The following is a 16,729-nucleotide window of genomic DNA, read 5'->3' as shown; positions in this document are numbered from 1 at the left end:
TTCACCATCACTGCCGGAAAAGTCACAACGACCATCAAAAATAAAAAAGTTCCCTTGCCCACAAAAAGAATTCAGAATCGCTCCGACTGTTGCCGAGGACCTCGACTCAAGCGTTCTGGCACCGCGATCTACCGGCTATTTGCGAGGTAAGCAATGAGCACATCACCGATGACCCGCCCGCCCCAGACCCTCTACGTCACCGTCCGCCGTGATGAATGGCACCAATTGAAAGTCGAACGCGATCAGTTGCAGCAGGAAGTCCTGCGCCTGCGTTCACACCTGCAAGCCCAGGTCAATCAGGTGTCCGGTACCCAGCCCAGCCTTTGCTGAACCCGAGCTGAACGAACCCTTTAGAATAAACTCACAAAGTTTTCACATCTTCCTCACGATACTCCCGCCGAGAATAGGGCTGCCCATGCGCGGTGGCCTGCTGTTGCGCGCATTCCTGTGCGGCGACTGAGCAATTATCGGGTTGGAGTACTGGATGGCGATGTTTAAACGCAGCACCAAGTCTGCGAAAGGTTTTGATTGGGCAGGCCTTGGTTGGCTGTTTCTGTTTTTCTGGTATTTCTCGGGCATCACCCAACTGCTCATCCTGCTGACCGGCACGTCCGGCTTCAGTGGCTTCCGCCAGGCCTTCTTCCTCAGCGCGTTGTGGCTGGCGCCCATGCTGCTGTTCCCGCGCCGTACGCGCTTGCTCGCCGGCTTGATCGGCGTAGTGCTGTGGGCGTGCTCCATGGCCAGCCTGGGTTATTTCTTCATCTACCAGCAGGAATTCTCGCAGAGCGTCATCTTCATTATGTTCGAGTCGAACATCTCTGAAGCCGGCGAGTACGCCACCCAGTACTTCGCCTGGTGGATCGTGCTGGCGTTTCTCGCCCACACGGCCATGGCGGTTTTCCTGTGGACCCGCCTGCGCCCGGTGTATCTGCCGCGAGGCCAATCGATGATGGCGGCGACCGCCATCGTATTGGCCGTGGTCGGTTACCCGCTGGTGAAACAGATTGCGACCAACCCGACCTTGAAACTCGGGATCGAAAGCTTCGAATCTCGCGTCGAGCCTGCGGTGCCATGGCAGATGATCGTCGCTTACCACCGCTACACCGAACAACTGGAAAGCATGCAAGGCATGCTGAACAGCGCCAGCCAGATCCCGCCCCTGAAAAACCTCAAGGACACGATGGCGGGCCAGCCCTCCACGCTGGTGCTGGTCATCGGTGAGTCCACCAACCGTCAGCGCATGAGCCTTTATGGCTACCCGCGCAATACCACGCCGGAACTGGACAAACTGCGTGACCAACTGGCGGTGTTCGACAACGTCATCACCCCGCGCCCCTACACCATCGAAGCGTTGCAACAGGTGCTGACCTTCGCCGACGAAGAGAACCCGGACCTGTACCTCAAGACGCCGTCGATTGTCAGCGTCATGAAGCAGGCCGGCTACAAGACCTACTGGATCACCAACCAGCAGACCATGACCAAGCGCAACACCATGCTGACGACCTTTTCCGAACAGGCCGACGAGCAGGTGTACCTCAACAACAACCGTAACCAGAACGCTCGCCAATACGACGGCGACGTGCTGGCTCCGTTTGCCAAGGCGCTGGCTGACCCCACCGAGCGCAAGTTCATCGTCGTGCACCTGTTGGGCACGCACATGAGCTACCAGTACCGCTACCCGCCGACCTTTGACAAATTCACCGACCGCCAGGGCGTTCCGGCCGGCATCAGCGACGCACAGCTGCCGACCTATAACAGCTACGACAACGCCGTGCTGTACAACGACTTTGTGGTTTCCAGCCTGATCAAGGACTACGCCAAGGCGGACCCGAACGGCTTCCTGATGTACCTGTCGGACCACGGCGAAGACGTGTACGACTCCGTCGGCCATAGCACCCTGGGCCGTAACGAAGGCAAGCCGACGGCGCCGATGTACACCATTCCGTTCATGGCCTATGCCTCCCCGAAGTGGCGTGAAACCCACGACTGGAGCTTCGCCACCGCCCTGCAGCGGCCTTACAGCAGCTCGCAGCTGATCCACACATGGGCCGACCTCGCCGGGTTGAGTTTTGATGAGCTGGACCGTACCAAGAGCCTAGTCAGCGACAGCTTCACGCCGCGCCCGCTGATCATCGGCGATCCGTATATCGCGCAGAAAAAGGGCCTGATTGACTTCAGCCTGATCAAGCCGAAAAAACCCGACACTGCCGAAATCGTGAACAAGTAACCTTTGGGCTCTGTAACAGAAAGATAACAATCATTCTCGTTTAAGCCTAAAGTTCCGCACCTCCTTTCGTCTTTGAGCCATGGCCTCCCCTCTCCGGGGCGGTCTCAAAGACGACAAGGAGTTTGCAGCGATGTTCGCGCCGTTTACCCGTTCCATGACCTTTACCCTTGGCCTGTTCAGCGCCGCGCTGAGCCCTGAGCTGTTGGCCGAAACCGACCCCGAGCAAGTCCCCGCCAAAGCCCTTGAACTGGGCGCAACCAGCATCACAGCCCAAGGCTTGGGCTCCAATACCGAACACACCGGTGCCTACACCACAGGCGCGATGAGCACCGCTACTCGCCTGAACTTGTCCATCAAGGAAACGCCGCAGTCGATCTCGGTAATCACCCGCCAGCAGATGGACGATTTCAACCTCAACACCCTCACTGACGCCCTGCGCCAGACCACAGGCGTAACGGTGCAGCACCTGGACTCGGACCGGGTGGGTTATTCCTCGCGCGGCTACTCGATCAACAACTTTCAGGTCGACGGCATGCTCAACACCTTCGGGCGCATGAAGTCCGACGCCGACACCATCATCTACGACCGCATCGAGGTGGTGCGTGGCGCCACCGGCCTGACCACGGGTGCCGGCGACCCCTCGGCCACCGTCAACATGATCCGCAAGCGCCCGACCAGCGAGTGGCAGGCCCGGACCGGCGTGAGTGGCGCCAGCCATGACAACTACTACAGCTACGTCGACGTCGGCGGCCCACTGGCATTTGATGGCCGGCTGCGCGGGCGCACGGTGCTGGCTTACCGTGACAGCAAATCGTTCCGTGACAGCTATGCGCTGCAACGGGAAGTGGGCTACGGCATTCTCGAAGGCGACCTGACAGACGATACCGTGGTCGCCGTAGGGTTTGATTACCAGAACAAGCACGTGCAGGGCAGTTCCTGGGGCACCCTGCCCTATTGGAACAGCGACGGCAGCAAGGCGCGCTTGTCGCGCTCGGCCAACCTGGCCGCTGACTGGAGCTCCTGGCCGCTCAAAGACCAGACCACGTTCGCTTCGATCGATCACAAGCTGTCGGCGGACTGGCGCTTGAAAGCCGCCTACACCCACCGGCAAAGCGACACCGACGGCAAGGTCTACTACGGCGGCGCCGGCGCGCCAAATTCGGATGGCAGCGGCATGACGGCGTGGACCAACCAGATGACCGGCACCTCGAAAATGGATGTGGTGGATTTCAACCTCGCAGGCACCTATGAACTGCTGGGGCGCGAGCATGAGTTGATGGTCGGCTATGGCGAATCCGAACAGCGCGACACCTCACCCTTCCAGCGCTACGAAATTCCCAAGGGCTACACCGACATCAAAGACTGGCAACACATGGGCAGCATCCCCAAGTTCGCCGACCGCACCACTGGCCTCAAGGGTGAGCACGGCAGCAAAAAACAGAAGGCCGGCTACCTGGCCACGCGCCTGAGCCTCACCGACCGCCTGCACGCCGTACTGGGCAGCCGATATGGCAGTTGGGAAATCCAAAGCACCTCCCCGAGCTACAACGCCAGTAACCAGCTGACTCAGTCGGTGAAATCCAGTCAAACCCACAACGACATGTTTACCCCCTATGCCGGCCTGCTCTACGACATCACCCCGCAATACACCGTGTATGCCAGCTACACCGACATCTTCAACCCACAGAGTCAGCGTGATTCCGGCAAGAAATACCTGGAGCCGGTAGTGGGCAGCAACTATGAAATTGGCCTCAAGGGCAGCCTGCTCGACGAGCGTTTAAACCTGGCCACTGCGTACTTCTGGAGCACTCAGGATAACGTCGCAGAACTCGACAACTCGGCGCCGCCAGACCCAATCACCAGGGAGCAGTTCTACACATCGGGCGGTAAGGGAAACAAGGTGCAGGGCTTTGAGGCCGAGGTGTCGGGCGAGGTGATGCCAGACTGGAACCTCACTGCGGGTTATACCTATACCCACTCGCTGAATGGCGATAAACAGCGCAATAACACAAACCTGCCGCAACACCTGCTGAAGGTCTCGACGGCCTATCGACTGCCCGGGGAATGGCGAGGGTTGACGGTGGGCGGCGCAGTGAACTGGCAAAGCGACTTCTACGAACTCGCCAATCGCCCCACCGGTAGCAGAGACAAGGATGGCTACCTGATCACCGAACGTACGCGGATTACGCAACAGGCCTACACCGTGGTCAACCTGATGTCGCGCTACCAGTTTGACAAACATCTTTCTGCTTCAGTTAACGTCAATAATCTATTTGATAAAAAATATTACGAGCGCGTCGGCTTTTATAATGGCGTGTATTGGGGAGACCCGCGTTCTGTCACGCTTGCATTGGACTGGACGCTTTAACCACCACGCTGTGTTGCCTGAAAACTTAACGTAATTGTTAAGTTTCCTGGCGACTCAGTTAAGCCTGGCTTAATCCAACCCCCACACAATCGGCCCCACGAGTCTGATCCGAGAGAGCAGACACTGATCACACTTTGATGGGAATACATACGATGAAACTTTCGACTTTGATGCTGGCCGGCCTTATGACACTGACTTCCGCTGCTGCTTTCGCCGAAGGCGGTTCAGAGCGCTCCAAGCAGTTCTACAACGACTTCAGCTTCATCCAGCAAAAGACCCACGGCACTAACCCACAAACTGCGGTTGCCGACGGCAAGAGCATTAAGGGCGATACCGTTGAACAGAAAAGTGCAGAGCAACAACCCAACAGCTGATTTAATCTTTATTTAATGTTGATTTAATCCGCATTACCCTGTGCCATTCCGCTCCTTTGGCAAAGGTTAACTTGGCGCCATGTAATGGCGCCTTTTTTATGCCTGCCGTTTATTACAGTGGCTTGCTCCAAAACAACATGCGGCCATGGGCCGGATCAAACATCGAATCATCAAAACCAAACTTGCGATACGCCGACTGCGCCACCGCATTACCCTCAAGCACTTCCAGGGTAATCTTGCAGCAACCGCGCTGACGGGCAATTTCCTCGACCTTTTGCAGCATTTTCTGACTTAACCCCAAGCCACGAAACCGGTTAATCACCGCCACGTCGTGGACGTTGACCAGCGGGCGGCAGGCGAATGTCGAAAATCCTTCAAAGCAATTAACCAAGCCCGCCGGCTCACCGCCGACGAAGGCCAGTACGCTGAACGCGTGAGGGCGCTTGGCCAGTTCTGCAGGCAGTTGCTGCAACAGGTCGGCGGGCAATGTATGGCCGCCGCCCATCGGGTCTTCAGCGTAATGATTGAGTACCAGGCCAATGGCCTCGGCGTGCACAGCGTTGGTGTAGCTGGCTTGCAGCACCAGAATTTCAGGGGTGTCCATGTCCTTCCTCGATAACGACAACAAGGGGTTCGTCTCCCTTTGAGGGAGCGATTGTAAGCGGGGAGCCCACAGCAGATGAAGGAGATTAACGACAGATGCCCGTCAGAAAGTACGAAGAATGCGGGATTTTTTCTAAGCGCCGAAACGCTGCAATTGCATTTCTTGCAGGCGGCTCAGGGTGCGACGAAACGCAAACTCCAGGTAGCCTTCGGTGTAGAGATGTTCCAGCGCGACCTGGGCATCGATGAACAAGGGCACCTTGCGGTCGTAACACTCATCCACCAATGCAATGAACCGTCGCACGCTGTCATCGTGCACCGACAGTTCCGGTAGCTCACGATCCCCTGCCACCACACGCTGGGCGGCATCCTCGGTACCACGGGCAATGCGCGCCGGGCGCTTTTGGGCGCTAAGGTTGGGCACGTCACTCAGCAGAATCGCCTTGAAACGGTCACACAGCAGCATGAAGTCCATCGCCGCCAAGGGCTGCTCACACAGATCGGCGTAGCGGCACCAAAGCACCGTCTCGCTTGATTGCACCGCCTCAATCGAACGGTAGCCGACGCTCACCGGCCCGCTGCTCACTGCCTGCCCTTCGCTAAACTGCTTGAATACAGCGGCAAGCGCTTCCGGCTGCGCGACCCAATAGCGCTGCACGCCAGTGCCCGGATGCAGGCGGTGATCTTCATCGCCGTCCACTGCCACCACCTGCATATGCCTGTTGATCGCCTCGATACCCGGCAGAAAGCGCTCGCGATTAAACCCGCCGGCGTAAAGCTGGTCGGGCGGTTGATTGGAGGTACACACCATCACCACGCCCTCCTCGAACATCACCTGGAACAGGCGGCCAAGAATGATTGCGTCGCCGATGTCATTGACGAACAGTTCGTCAAAACACAGCACCCGCACTTCCCTGCTCAGCTCACGGGCCAATGCCTGCAAAGGGTCCTGGGTACCGGTGAGCTGAAACGAGCGCTGATGCACCCAGCCCATGAAGTGATGAAAGTGCTGGCGCCGCGCTGGCACGCGCAGGCTCTTATAGAACTGGTCCATCAGCCAGGTTTTGCCACGGCCCACCGGCCCCCACAAATAAACCCCCTGCATCGGCGAGCGGCCTGCGTGCAAGGCCTCGTGGCAGGATTGCAGGGCGTCAACCGCGCGGCGCTGGGCGTCGTCGGGCACGAAGCCCTGCCCGGCGATGGCATGTGTGTAGGCAGCGAGAGGCGAGTCAAAAGTCATGCGCGCCAGTATGACTTACAGCGAGATATCCAGCCGTGAAATCTTGCCCTGCTCGTTCAGGCTATGGGCGACGATGGCCGGGGCCAGTTCCGGGACGGACATGACAAACTCCTTTTTGGGTGATTTGTGCTGCCCTGCCAAGCCAGGAACGTGTCAGTTTTGTCAGGAGTTAACAGACTATGTGGCGAGGGAGCTTGCTCCCGCTGGGTCGCGCAGCGGCCCCAAAAAAGGGACTGCTACGCCGTCCAGCGGGAGCAAGCTCCCTCGCCACAAGTACGGCGTTCGCCCTGGTGTGATGGGCGTTAGCCTGAACTAGCCGTTTTTTTCATTCGCACACCTTAAGCAAGGCTCTTGCTGACCACCTCGAACACATCGCTCGACAGCTCACCGGAGGCGCGAATGCGCTCCAGCTCGGCTTTCATCAGCGCCTGGCGCGCGCTGTCGTATTTACGCCAGCGGGTCAGTGGCGCCAGTTGGCGGGAGGCGATCTGCGGGTTAAACCCGTTCAACTGAATCACCAGATCCGCCAGGAAGCGATAACCCGAGCCATCCGCCGCGTGGAAGTTGATCAGGTTCTGCCCGGCAAACGCGCCGACCAGTGCACGCACCTTGTTCGGGTTCTTGATGTTGAACGCAGGGTGTTCCATCAACGCTTTGACCCGCTCCAGCCCACCCGGCAAGGTGCTGCCGGCCTGCACGCTGAACCACTGGTCCATGACCAACGGGTTGTCCTTGAAGTTCTCGGCAAACACCGCCAGCGCCTGGGCCTTTTCTGCCTCGAAGGGCGAGTTGACCAGCACGGCCAGCGCGGTAAGGCGTTCGGTCATGTTGTCGCTGCTGTCGAACTGATCAAGTGTGGCTGCGAGCACTTCAGGCTTGCCGCTGAGCATCAGGTAGGACAGCGCAATGTTTTGCAGCGCGCGACGGGCAAAATGCTCAGCCGCTGCCACGTAAGGCGTTTGCTTGGACAAGTCGCGATTGGCCTGGTAGCGCAACCACAGCTCTTCGTGCAGGTTTTCCGCCAGCTTCTTGCGGGCAAACTCGCGGGCGGCGTGGATGGCGTCGACGTCCGCCACTTCACTGATTTCCGTGAGGTAGGCTTCACCCGGCAACGAGAGCATTTCGGCGACCATGGCCTGATCCAGGCTTTCGTCGCTCAGCACGCTGCGCAATGCGCTGATCAAGCGCTGATCCAGCTTCAGCGGCTGGCCCGCTTGGTGTTGGCCGATCAACTCCTGAAACACTTGCACCGCCAGTTGCTGGCCGGCATCCCAACGGTTAAAGCCGTCGCTGTCGTGCTGCATGAGGAACATCAGTTGATCGCGGTTGTACGGGAAGCTCAGTTTCACCGGCGCCGAGAAACCGCGCAGCAGCGAAGGCAACGGCTGCTCAGCGATATCGACAAAGGTGAACGTCTGCTCGGCTTCGGTGACCGAAATCACGCGGGACGTGCCGCCAGCGGCGGCCTCACCAGCGAGGCGCAAGGCAATACCGGCGCCCTTCGTGTCCAGCAGGCCCACTTCCACCGGGATCACGAACGGCAGTTTTTCCACCTTGTCCGGCGTTTCCGGGCAGCTCTGGCGGAAGGTCAGGCTGTAGGTGTTGGCGGCGGCGTCGTAGGACTCGCTGACGGCCAGACGCGGCGTACCGGCCTGGCTGTACCAGCGCTTGAATTGAGTCAGGTCGGCGCCGTTGGCGTCTTCCATGGCCTTGATGAAGTCATCACAGGTCACGGCCTGGCCGTCATGGCGGTCGAAATACAGGTCGCTGCCTTTACGGAAACCTTCGGCACCGAGCAAGGTGTGGATCATGCCGACCACTTCCGAGCCCTTTTCGTACACGGTCAGGGTGTAGAAGTTGGAGATCTCGATAAAGCTGTCCGGGCGCACCGCGTGGGCCATCGGGCCGGCATCTTCGGCGAACTGATGGGTACGCAGGTACGCCACGTCCTGGATGCGCTTGACCGTGGCCGAGTTCATGTCGGCGGAGAAGCCGGAATCACGGTACACGGTGAAACCTTCCTTGAGCGACAGCTGGAACCAGTCGCGGCAGGTCACGCGGTTGCCCGACCAGTTGTGGAAGTATTCGTGGGCAACAATTGCCTCGACCCGCTGGTGCGCGGCGTCGGTGGCGGTTTCGGCGCGGGCCAGCACGGCGCTGGAATTGAAGATGTTCAGGCCCTTGTTTTCCATGGCGCCCATGTTGAAGTCGTTCACGGCGACGATCATGAAGATGTCGAGGTCGTACTCGCGGCCGTAGGTTTCTTCGTCCCAGCGCATGGACTTTTTCAGGCTGTTCATGGCGTGCTGGCACTTGTCGATATTTTCCGGCTCGACATAAATGCGCAGCGCCACATCGCGCTCGGTCATGGTGGTGAAGGTGTCTTCAACGCACCACAAATCACCGGCCACCAGCGCGAACAGGTACGCCGGCTTCTTGAACGGGTCTTCCCAGGTCGCCCAATGGCGGCCGTCTTCACCGGGGCCGCTGGCGATCGGGTTGCCGTTGCTCAGCAGTACCGGGTAGCGGTGTTGCTCGGCGATCACCGTGGTGGTGAAGGTGCTCATCACGTCCGGGCGGTCGAGGTAATAGGTGATCTTGCGAAAGCCCTCGGCCTCGCACTGGGTGCAGAACATGCCACCGGATTTGTACAGGCCTTCCAGCGCAGTGTTGGTTTCCGGGTGGATTTTCACCGTAGTGTCGAGGGTGAAAGTCTCACTTTTTGGGTGCACCGTGAGGTGATTTTCAGTCAGCTGATAATCCGCATCCGTCAGTTCCTGATCGGCGAGGTTGATGCTCAACAGCTCCAACTGCTGGCCATCCAGCACCAACGGCGGCAAGCCGACGCCGCGCTCGTGGTTGCGGCGCATCACCAACTGCGCGTGGACCAGGCTGTGGTCCTCGAACAGCTCGAAGGTCAGGTGCGTCTCTTCGATCAGGTAGTCCGGCGCCTGATAGTCCTTCAGGTAAATCATCTTCGGCTGTTCGGTGCGCATGTCTTCGTCCTTTTACTGATGCACGGCGAGCTGGTAGGCCGTGTATTTACGAATATTGATAACGCCGGTGTCGAAGATCAGGTATTGGCCTTTGATCCCCAGCAGCGTGCCTTCGGCAATCGGGTTCTTGTCCAGGTTGAAGCTGACTATCTTTGTGGGATATTGCTCTACCGGGTAGCGAATTTCGATCGGTTCAATGTCGGCAATCGTTTGGATGGCCTGTAGGCCAAAGCGTTCCTGCAAACTCAATAACCCTTCAGCGCACGAGGCGAACAGTTGATCACGCACCTGCTTGAGGTCGACGGATTGAGCATCGCCCTTGAGCAACGCGCGCCAGTTGGTCTTGTCGGCCACCTGGCTGCGGAACAGGTCTTCGACGAAGCCGGACTGCTGACGCGTCGCGACGCGCATGATCGGCAGCGCCTGGCTGGCGCCCTGATCGAGCCACCGCGTTGGCAACTGGGACGCACGGGTAATACCGACCTTCACCCCTGACGAATTCGCCAGGTAGACCACGTGGTCGGTCATGCAGAATTTTTCGCCCCAGCCCGGATCGCGGCAGGTGCCAGCGTCGTAGTGGCAGCGCTCCGGGCTCATGATGCACAGGTCACACTGGGCCAGCTTGGTCATGCATGGGTAGCAATAACCCTGGCTGAAACTGGTTTTGGTCTTGCGGCCGCAATGGCTGCAATGGATGGCACCGAGGAACTCCAGGCGCACATGGGTACCGATCAACGGGTTGACCGGCACCTCGGTATCGCCCAGGCGAAACGCGTATTGAACGGTCGGCTCACCGAGTTGCGCCGACATTTTGTTGACTGCACCGCGACCAATCTCAATCAATGGATCGCATCCGACTTGAACAGGATGTTGGGTACCGGTGCCGATTTCGACGCACATTCCTGCGGGCCCATGTAACCGGTGCGCTGGTCTTCCGGCAGGTTCTGCAGTTCCCAGGCGATCATCGCTTGCAGGGACAGCTTGCGCTGCTCGGCAGTGAGCTTGCGGCCATCGGACCACTTGCCGATTTCCACGGCGAGCTTGAGGCTCTCGTAGATGTCCGGGGTGATGTTTTCGATCATTTCAGCAAAAGAGGACATGAGGCTCTTCCTTATCAAATAGAAGCTTTGCGGCGGTTGTACAGCCCGCCCAGCAAACCCGTCAGGCAACCGATGACCAGGCCGCTCACATGAGCCGCGTTGGCGATTTCGCCGAAACCGATCATCGAGATCAGCCCCGACATGCACAGCACCAGCCAAATCAGCATCATCGCCAGCACACCACGGGGCAGGCGATAGGCCGGGTTTGGCGAGAGTAATTGAAAGATCCAGCAATGCCCGAGCAGGCCGTACAACACGCCCGACAGGCCGCCAAACAGGCTCGGGCCGCTATAGGCGTACTGCGAATAGTTGGAAACCAGGCTGAACAACAGGGTCAGGCCGAGCAGATTAATGCTGCCCTGGCGCACTTCGATGCGCCGGCCCAGTTCCCAGTACCACATGCCGTTCATGGCCAGGTGCAGGATGCCGAAGTGAATCAGCATCGGCGTGACCAACCGCCACCACTGCCCCGACGTCAGGCTATCGGCGAGCGGCGTGAACTGGATGTACTCGCCCGACACATGGAACGGCAAAAAGGTCAGCCAGGCCATGGTTTGCAGGTTTTCACCCAGCAACGTCACCGCGCCGACAATGATGCTCGCCAGCAACACCAACGCCGTCACCGGGCTGTGGCGCACTTGCTGCACAAAGCTCGGCCGAGTGACGGGCGTCTGTTCGGGAATATCCAGCTGCTGGTCGGGGTCGCCAGCCGGAAAACGCTGGTACAACACGCGCACGTCGTCGCTGATGGTTTCAGGCACCCACAGCACTTGCTCGCCCGCTTCTTCACTGACCCGATGGGGCACTTGCATGCGTTGCAACAATTTGACGAAACCCGCCAGGTCGACGCTCAGGGGCAAGCGCAATACAGCCACGGTGCTCATTTCATGACCTCAGGTGTAATAACCTCGGGCCGCTCAACGTCGACCCATACAAATTTACGCGGATCGAGGCGGGTTTCCTGATCCAGTCGGTACGCCACCAGCTTGCCGTACAGCACTGCGCTGTAATCCAGGCACGCGAGGTTATCGCGGATCGGCGCCGGTTTGCCGCTGCGCCAATAATGGCCGACGAACAACAACGGTTCATCTACGCCATAGCGCAGCAGGGAATTCTTTTCGGTGGACGACAACGGCGTGCGCGCCACCGGCTCCGGCAAGGCGTCGGGCTGGAACACAATATCGCCGTAGGTTTTCGGGTCGTCTTCCCAGAATTTGGTGCGGAAGAACGAACGTGTCAGGCCATCGCCGCCGGTCAGCGTCAGGCCATCCGGCAGGCGCATGTCGGTGCCGCGCAGCAGGCGGTCGAACGCGTTGCAGGCAAAACTGCCCGGCACGGCCGCGGCTTGCAGGAAGTGCTGGTCGATGCAGCCGTCCGCAAAGGTCGCGCGCAGCGGCTGGATAAAGCCGTCGTCCCAGCACGCATGCACCACGCGGAAACGCCCGGCGTCGACAAACAGCGGCATGTCATAGAACCAGCCGAGGAAGTCGTGCCAGTCGGCCGGGTGCTGCTCGAACTGGCTCAGGGTTTCCTGGATCAAGCGCGCATGCCGTGGGTTGTGCTCGCGCACGAACTGCTTGCCACTGCCCGGCGGCGCAGGCGTGGTCCAGCCCAGCGCGTTGAACTCATGGTTGCCCATGATGCACAGCGCCTGACCGGCCTCGGCCATATCGTGGACGATATGCAGCGCCTCGCGAATGCGCGGCCCGCGGTCGATGATATCGCCCAGGAACACCGCCATGCGTGAAGGGTGGCGCCAGGTGCCACCGATCTTGTGGTAACCCAACTGTTCGAGCAAGTGCTCAAGGGTATGAGCGCAACCGTGCACGTCACCAATCAGGTCGTAGCTACGCGCGGGATCGAGCATCAGTCGCCTCCACCCCCCAAGCGGCTGCCCCAGCCCAACTTGGTGCGGCACACTTCGTAGTAGTTGTGGTCCAGCGGGTGGATCAGCCGCAGCTTCTGCGCCTTTTTGCTCACGGTGATGGTGTCACCGGGGGCGCAGGTGAAATGGTTCTGCCCGTCGCAGGAGACTTGCGGGTAAATCTGCATGTCTTTGGACACCACGATTTTCAGCTCACTGTTGCCGTCTACCACAATGGGGCGGCTGGACAACATATGGGGGTACATCGGCACGATCACAATGGCATCCAGCTTGGGATGCATGATCGGGCCGCCCGCCGACAGCGCGTACGCGGTGGAGCCGGTCGGCGTGGCGACGATCAGGCCGTCGGCCTTCTGGCTGCACACGAACTGGCCGTCGATATACAGCTCGAATTCGATCATGCGCGTGGACTTACCGGGGTGCAGCACCACATCATTCAATGCATCGCCCTGGCCGATGGCTTCGCCGTGGCGGCGCACTTCGGCCTGCAGCAGGAAGCGGTTTTCCACCAGGTAATGGCCGTCGAGCACCTTGGCCACTTCGACTTCCAGCTCGTCGGGGCGTATGTCGGTCAGAAACCCCAGGCTGCCCCGGTTGATCCCCAGCACCGGCACGTTATGCCGCGCCAGCGCCCGTGCCGCGCCCAGCAGGCTGCCGTCGCCGCCGACCACAATCACCATGTCACACACTTCACCGAGCATTTTGCGCGACGAGGTTTGCAGGCCATGGCCCGGCAGGATTTCGGCGATGGTGTCTTCGAGGATCACATGCAGGTGACGCTCCACCAGGAATTTTTTCAGCCGGCGGACGGTGTCCAGCACCTGGGTACTGCCCAGGCGACCGATAATGCCGATATTGCGAAATTGCTCCATGGGGCTCCTGCGGGATTTAGGGTGACGCAAAAAAGAACGATTATGGGCGAAAGGCCGCGTCAGGCAAAACCCTTTGTCGCCGTCAGACCTTGATGACAATGGTTCTCAGCCACCGACAGGACGGTTAAACAGCTATGCTCGGACACATGACTGTGTTCCCCGATTTACACACCCTGCCCCGCCAACTGCGCCACCCCGAGGTGCGTGACCTGGCGTGGGTCATGCTTGCCCCGCCGATGCTCGAACAGACGCCGTGGCCCCAGCGCCACCCGCTGGCCGGCAGCGACTGGGTGCAGGCGCCCGAGCGTCTCGAACACTGGTTACGCTCACTTGACCACGACAGCCGCCCTTTGCAGCAGTGGCTGAGCCAGGCCCGCACGCGGCGCCTGGGCCTGTATTACGAACGCCTGTGGCAGTTCGCCGTCAAGCACGCACCGGGCGTGGAGTTGCTGGCCGCCAACCTGCCGATCCGCCGCGCCGGGCATACGTTGGGCGAACTCGACATGCTGCTGCGCGACCGCGATGGGGTGCATCACCTGGAACTGGCGATCAAGCTTTATCTGGGGCCGCAAGACGGAGACGGCAAGGACAGTTCGCAATGGCTCGGCCCGGGTTGCCATGATCGGCTCGACCGTAAACTGGCACACCTGGCCCAACATCAATTGCCGATTTCGGCACGGCCGGAAAGCCGCGAAGTGCTGGCGGCGCTGGATATTCAGCAGTTCGATGCGCATTTGTGGCTGGGTGGGTATTTGCTCTACCCGTGGCCTGGCGAAGCTGAATCACCCCGTGGCGCCCATCCGCAGCATTTGCGCGGGCGCTGGTTGCATCAGCGTGATTGGCGGGACTTTGTCTGCGTGCGTCCACCGGGCCGCTGGCAACCTCTGCCACGGCATGCGTGGCTGGCGCCGGCACATTACGCGGCGAGTGACGTTTGGAGCGAAGAACAGATGCACGCCTGGCTGAGCGAACTGGACCCGATGGCGCCGGCGCAGTTGCTGGTGCGCCTGGTTCAGGTGGGTGAGGATTGGGAGGAAGCCGAGCGGCTGTTTCTGGTGGCAGACCTTTGGCCGAATGTGCCGGGGGCTGGCTGAGATGTCGGGCGATAGTGAGGGCCCCATCGCAGGCAAGCCAGCTCCCACATTTGGCAGGCGGCGCGGTCAAAATGTGGGAGCTGCCTTGCCTGCGATAGCGAGAGCCCAAGCACTACAAGCTGTCGATATGCCGATAATCCAGCTGCAACCCAACCGCCAGGTCTTCAGCCCTACCCATCCTGATCGGCCCACGCTCGATATCCACCAGCAACCCCGGGCACTCCAGTAATGGCAACCCGGCAATGTCCTTCAATCGCCCATCGGTTATCACCAGCAACCGCTGCGGTTCCGAGGGATACCGCTTGCGCCGCACCGCCAGCCATTGCCTGGCTTCATTCAGCGCAGCCAGTAACGGCGTACCGCCGCCCGCCCCCAGCTGCTTCAACCACTGCGCCAAACCTTTTGCAGCTTTCAGGCCTTGCACCTGCCACTTCGGTGACAGCCCGCTGGCCGTCAACAACGCCATGCGCGCCCGTTGCCGATACGCGTCATCAAACAGTTGAGCCAATAACCCCTTGGCATCGGTTAACGCGCGATGCCGCCGAGTGGAAGCGGACGCGTCGACAATAACCAGCCACAGCTCATGGGCCGAACGACTGCGCAGGTGATAGAGCACGTCCTCACGGCACTGCGGCCGACCGCCGAGCAAGGTGCCCGGCCAATTGATCGAGCCGTAGTGTGTGCCGCGCGCCTTGCCATGGCGGCCCCTGTCCACTCGACCCGCCTTGGGCCGGGCATCCGCCCCCGAGTCAGGTCGAGGGCGGATGCCTAAGGCTTTTTTGGCCAGGAGGGCACATCCCGGCGTGCGCCCATGGCAGACGCCTGCGCAGGCATATCGCCCCATTGGCCCTGACCGGGTGAGGTGTCGGAAGGCTTTGGCGCCTGCCCTTGTTCAGCAGGGCTGGCCGGCGCAGATTGCTCCTGACGGCGGTGGCGCAGGGCAAATTCAGCCACGGCCTCGATATCTTCTTCGGCAATGGCAGCTGCGCCACGCCACGCCGCATGCGCCCTGGCACCGCGCAACCAGACCAAGTCTGCGCGCAAGCCATCGACACCGGCAGCAAAGCAGCGCTCGGTGATCTGCGCCAAGGCGTCGTCATCCAATTCAATGCTGTCGAGTCGCGCCCGCGCCTGGGTGCAGCGCTCGCGCAAGGCTGCCTGGGGCTCGGCCCACTGTGTGCAAAACCCGGCGGGGTCGCTGTCGAAATCCAGGCGACGGCGGATGATCTGCCCGCGCTCGGTCGGCAGGGTCTGCCCGCTCAGCGCCACGTTGAAGCCGAAGCGGTCGAGCAGTTGCGGGCGCAACTCGCCCTCCTCCGGGTTCATGGTGCCGATCAGCACGAAACGCGCGGAATGCCGATGGGAGATGCCGTCACGCTCGATCAGGTTGGTGCCGCTGGCGGCCACGTCCAGCAGCAGGTCAACCAGGTGATCGGCCAGCAAGTTGACTTCATCGACGTACAGCACGCCGCCGTCCGCCTTGGCTAATACACCGGGGGAAAACTGCGCGCGACCTTCGCCCAGTGCCGCGTCCAGATCCAGCGTGCCCACCAGGCGCTCTTCGGTGGCGCCCAATGGCAAGGTGACAAACTGGCCACTCGCCAGCAGATCTGCCAGGCCGCGCGCAAGCGTGGATTTGGCCATCCCGCGCGGGCCCTCGATCAACACACCACCGATCTTCGGGTCGATGGCGGTCAGGCACAGCGCCAGTTTCAATTCGTCAGCGCCGACCACGGCGGACAGCGGAAAATGCGGGATATCAGTCATGCGAGCCCTCGGTCAACTTCATCATTCTGGAAATGCCCCGTGGCAAACGGGCCTACTGTGGCAAACGGGCTTGCCATAGCAAACGGGCTTGTTGTGGCAAGCAGGCTTGCTGTGGCGAGCGGGCTTGCCCCGCGTTGGGTGGCGAAGCCGCCCCAATCCAGGCAACGCGGTCTGGCAGGTACTCATCCGCGCCTGGTTCTGGG

Annotated in this window: 15 protein-coding genes; 5 read left to right on the top strand and 10 right to left on the bottom strand. The window is 60.4% G+C overall.

What is annotated here, in order from left to right; all coding sequences use genetic code 11:
• Positions 1-168 precede the first annotated feature (168 nt).
• The 4 genes from ACP7A2_RS01405 (at position 169) to ACP7A2_RS01390 (ending at position 4,969) form a co-directional block, all read left to right on the top strand.
• On the top strand, positions 169-330 hold the full coding sequence (locus ACP7A2_RS01405) for a DUF6026 family protein (protein WP_426132939.1): 162 nt from the start codon (positions 169-171) through the stop codon (positions 328-330).
• Between the two features lie 154 nt (positions 331-484).
• Positions 485-2,227, top strand: a complete 1,743-nt coding sequence (locus ACP7A2_RS01400) for a phosphoethanolamine transferase CptA (protein WP_426132784.1) — start codon at positions 485-487, stop codon at positions 2,225-2,227.
• A 130-nt stretch (positions 2,228-2,357) separates the two neighbouring features.
• Positions 2,358-4,595: a TonB-dependent siderophore receptor gene (locus ACP7A2_RS01395; protein WP_426132783.1), complete on the top strand. Its 2,238-nt coding sequence runs from the start codon at positions 2,358-2,360 to the stop codon at positions 4,593-4,595.
• A gap of 152 nt (positions 4,596-4,747) precedes the next feature.
• Complete coding sequence (locus ACP7A2_RS01390; protein WP_426132782.1) at positions 4,748-4,969, top strand: hypothetical protein; 222 nt, start codon at positions 4,748-4,750, stop codon at positions 4,967-4,969.
• A gap of 112 nt (positions 4,970-5,081) precedes the next feature.
• On the opposite strand, the gene ACP7A2_RS01385 is transcribed toward ACP7A2_RS01390, so the two are convergent.
• The 8 genes from ACP7A2_RS01385 to ACP7A2_RS01350 all read right to left on the bottom strand — a co-directional run bounded on the left by ACP7A2_RS01385 (position 5,082) and on the right by ACP7A2_RS01350 (position 13,665).
• On the bottom strand, positions 5,082-5,573 hold the full coding sequence (locus tag ACP7A2_RS01385) for a GNAT family N-acetyltransferase (RefSeq protein WP_348060290.1): 492 nt from the start codon (positions 5,571-5,573) through the stop codon (positions 5,082-5,084).
• A 132-nt stretch (positions 5,574-5,705) separates the two neighbouring features.
• Entirely contained in the window at positions 5,706-6,812 is a 1,107-nt protein-coding gene (zapE, locus tag ACP7A2_RS01380; protein ID WP_426132781.1) for a cell division protein ZapE, read from the bottom strand.
• Between the two features lie 338 nt (positions 6,813-7,150).
• Entirely contained in the window at positions 7,151-9,808 is a 2,658-nt protein-coding gene (gene pepN, locus ACP7A2_RS01375; RefSeq protein ID WP_426132780.1) for an aminopeptidase N, read from the bottom strand.
• Positions 9,809-9,820: 12 nt separating this feature from the next.
• Positions 9,821-10,651, bottom strand: coding sequence for a DUF2797 domain-containing protein (locus ACP7A2_RS01370; protein ID WP_375069904.1), 831 nt, complete (start codon positions 10,649-10,651; stop codon positions 9,821-9,823).
• Positions 10,648-10,908 (bottom strand): YeaC family protein, encoded by a 261-nt coding sequence (locus ACP7A2_RS01365; RefSeq protein ID WP_426132779.1) that lies wholly within the window; start codon positions 10,906-10,908, stop codon positions 10,648-10,650. The genes ACP7A2_RS01370 and ACP7A2_RS01365 overlap by 4 nt, the downstream gene beginning before the upstream one ends.
• A gap of 14 nt (positions 10,909-10,922) precedes the next feature.
• Positions 10,923-11,792, bottom strand: a complete 870-nt coding sequence (locus tag ACP7A2_RS01360) for a rhomboid family intramembrane serine protease (protein WP_426132778.1) — start codon at positions 11,790-11,792, stop codon at positions 10,923-10,925.
• Positions 11,789-12,775 (bottom strand): metallophosphoesterase, encoded by a 987-nt coding sequence (locus ACP7A2_RS01355; RefSeq protein ID WP_426132777.1) that lies wholly within the window; start codon positions 12,773-12,775, stop codon positions 11,789-11,791. Before ACP7A2_RS01355 ends, ACP7A2_RS01360 begins: the two co-directional genes overlap by 4 nt.
• Positions 12,775-13,665, bottom strand: coding sequence for an NAD(+) kinase (locus ACP7A2_RS01350; RefSeq protein WP_375069906.1), 891 nt, complete (start codon positions 13,663-13,665; stop codon positions 12,775-12,777). Before ACP7A2_RS01350 ends, ACP7A2_RS01355 begins: the two co-directional genes overlap by 1 nt.
• Before the next feature lie 146 nt (positions 13,666-13,811).
• On the opposite strand from ACP7A2_RS01350, the gene ACP7A2_RS01345 reads away from it, so the two are divergent.
• Positions 13,812-14,759: a DUF1853 family protein gene (locus ACP7A2_RS01345; RefSeq protein ID WP_426132776.1), complete on the top strand. Its 948-nt coding sequence runs from the start codon at positions 13,812-13,814 to the stop codon at positions 14,757-14,759.
• Between the two features lie 112 nt (positions 14,760-14,871).
• Here the strand turns inward: ACP7A2_RS01345 and ACP7A2_RS01340 are convergent, their stop codons facing one another.
• Together ACP7A2_RS01340 and ACP7A2_RS01335 are read right to left on the bottom strand one after the other, a co-directional pair.
• The gene (locus tag ACP7A2_RS01340; protein ID WP_426132775.1) at positions 14,872-15,474 is read right to left on the bottom strand and encodes a vWA domain-containing protein; all 603 of its coding nucleotides are present in this window, start codon (positions 15,472-15,474) and stop codon (positions 14,872-14,874) included.
• A gap of 53 nt (positions 15,475-15,527) precedes the next feature.
• Complete coding sequence (locus ACP7A2_RS01335; RefSeq protein ID WP_426132774.1) at positions 15,528-16,526, bottom strand: ATP-binding protein; 999 nt, start codon at positions 16,524-16,526, stop codon at positions 15,528-15,530.
• Positions 16,527-16,729 lie beyond the last annotated feature (203 nt).

The sequence above is a fragment of the Pseudomonas sp. PWP3-1b2 genome (assembly GCF_049896045.1).
In the GTDB taxonomy this organism is placed as follows: Bacteria; Pseudomonadota; Gammaproteobacteria; order Pseudomonadales; family Pseudomonadaceae; genus Aquipseudomonas; species Aquipseudomonas antarctica_B.
This window is presented reverse-complemented; position numbering and strand designations above follow the sequence as displayed.